Annotated in this window: 2 protein-coding genes; both read left to right on the plus strand. The window is 46.7% G+C overall.

Translation table 11 applies throughout. The features are described 5' to 3' along the window. Nucleotides 1-1,820 (plus strand): mechanosensitive ion channel domain-containing protein (locus tag F6K20_RS34225; protein WP_287297760.1); only part of this gene is annotated, 1,820 nt, incomplete at its 5' end. Continuing rightward, nucleotides 1,810-1,938 (plus strand): hypothetical protein, encoded by a 129-nt coding sequence (locus tag F6K20_RS34230; protein ID WP_287253235.1) that lies wholly within the window; start codon nucleotides 1,810-1,812, stop codon nucleotides 1,936-1,938. The genes F6K20_RS34225 and F6K20_RS34230, both read left to right, overlap by 11 nt. Nucleotides 1,939-2,431: the final 493 nt, after the last annotated feature.

A 2,431-nucleotide genomic window follows, 5' to 3' on the forward strand; every position in this document is an offset into this window, starting at 1 on the left:
TCGCTGGCAACTTTAGCGCTACTGAGCGAGCCGAGCTGATCAATCAGCGGTTAGCAAAGGAGGTGAAATCTCTACAAAAACCTGAATATGTGGACATTGAATATGTCGGGCAAAACGAGGGGATTCTTCGTACCAAGTTTACCGAGCGCATTATAGTCACGATTACCAAGGCAGATCAAATTCCTGATACTGATCCTCTTGAGCAAGCCGAGAAATGGGAGAAGCTGATTGAAAGGGCAATCCGGCAGGGCAAACAACAGCGCATGCCAGATTATAGTCGTCAGGCAGTAAGGTTTACAAGCATAGTGCTGGTGTTGTTAATCCTGTTGTACTTGCTGTTACGCTTGTTCAGGCAATTTGCCTTGCGGAAACTGACCTCCTGGCTAGGGAATCCCGCTTCTCCTTTTTTCCCTTGGCACGACCCAGCCAAATTATTTCTCGGGGCAGCCCTGTTAGGTTTACAGGTTATCCTGTGGACTACAGTTATCTTAACTATTAGTGATCTATTTCCCCAAGTTCGCAGTTGGCGTTATGAACTGTTAAACTTCCTCAAGTCTCCTGTAATTGGTCCGGGAGAAAGCAAATATTCTGCGATCCAAGTGCTGCTGTTGGTGGTATTAACCGTTGTGCTATGGTTTGGGGTTAGTGCCCTCACCAGGCTATTCAGGCATTACATCTTGGGTAAAACTGGCGCTGATTCAGGGGTGCAAGACGTGATTGCTCTCCTGACCCAGTATGTCCTGACGTTTTTGGGCATGATTATCATACTCCAAAGTTCTGGGTTGGATTTGAGTTCCCTAACCATTTTTGCTAGTGTCTTAGGGGTGGGGATTGGCTTTGGTGTGCAAAATATTGCTAACAACTTTATCAGTGGCTTAATTATCACCCTAGAGCGACCGATTCAACAGGGGGATTTTATTAAGGTAAACGATTTAGTGGGAACTGTGCAGCAAATTGGTTCCCGCAGTACAGAAATTTGCACGTTGGATAAAGTCACAATAATTGTGCCCAATGCCCGCTTTTTAGAAACTGAGGTAATTAACTGGAGTCACGGTAACCCGATTTCCCGGCTCAAGATTCCAGTAGGAGTGGCTTATGGCTCTGATGTGGAGCAGGTCAAGAAGGCACTCTTGGCAGCTGCCAAGAGTCACCCGGAAGTGTTACTGAGGCCCTATCCCCAAGTTTGGTTTCAGGAATTTGGTGAGAGTTCCCTCAAGTTTGAGCTGTTGGTCTGGACTGGAGACCCCAAGCGACAGCCTAAAATCAAGAGTGACCTCAACTACCGGATTGAGAAAAGTCTGCGTCGCTATGATATCCATATACCATTTCCTCAACGGGACCTCCATGTGCGATCGCCTCAGTTAGAGAAATTGCTCATGGCTTGGCTGGGGGAGCGTCAGCCAAAACCGCCAGAAAACCAACTCTATATTCCTAATGGGTATCAGTCTGAGCCGCCCACCCAGGATTCCTTAGTTTCAGGTTTCCTAGAGCCGATGGATGAGGTAGATCTAGACTCTTACCCTACCGCTCCTTTGCAAGAGGATATGGTAACACTGGACATTGAAACCTTGGTCGAGGAAATGCGTCAACCAGGAGGGTTGGAAATTAAAGACCGTCGCTATCGTCTCAATAGCTATGGATGCTGTTTTGTGGGGTCAGAAGCCGTAGATTGGTTGGTAAAACGGTGTAATTCTACTCGGGAAGACGCAGTGACTGTTGGACAGATACTGATTAATCGAGGTATTATTCATCATGTTGCAGATGATCATCCTTTCCGAGATGATTATTTGTTTTACCGTTTTTATCTAGATGAGAATTAAGGTCAGCTATCAGCTATCAGCTATCAGCTTTCAGCTATCAGCTATCAGCTTTCAGCTATCAGCTTTCAGCATTCAGCTATCAGCTTTCAGCTTTCAGTTATCAGCATTCAGCGATTAGCGCTTTCAGCTATCAGCTATCAGCTATCAGCATTCAGCTATCAGCATTCAGCGATTAGCGCTACGCGCACGCTACTTGAGGTGCTATTAGCTATCAGCGATTAGCGCTACGCGCACGCTACTTGAGGTGCTATTAGCTTTTAACTTACAGGCAAAGGCCAACGGCTGACCACTGACCACTGACCACTGACCACTGACCACTGAAGGCTGACCGCTGAAGGCTGACCGCTGACCGCTGACTGCTGACCGCTGACCGCTGAATACTTAAATTAATTTCAATAACATACTAAAGAATCGCGAGTATCAACACCAGTTATCAGCATTCAGCGATTAGCGCTTTCAGCTATCAGCTATCAGCTATCAGCTATCAGCTATCAGCATTCAGCGATTAGCGCTACGCGCACGCTACTTGAGGTGCTATTAGCTATCAGCGATTAGCGCTACGCGCACGCTACTTGAGGTGCTATTAGCTTTTAACTTACAGGCAAAGGCCA

Origin of the sequence: Moorena sp. SIO2C4, assembly GCF_010672485.1 — a bacterium.
Lineage (GTDB): Bacteria > Cyanobacteriota > Cyanobacteriia > Cyanobacteriales > Coleofasciculaceae > Moorena > Moorena producens.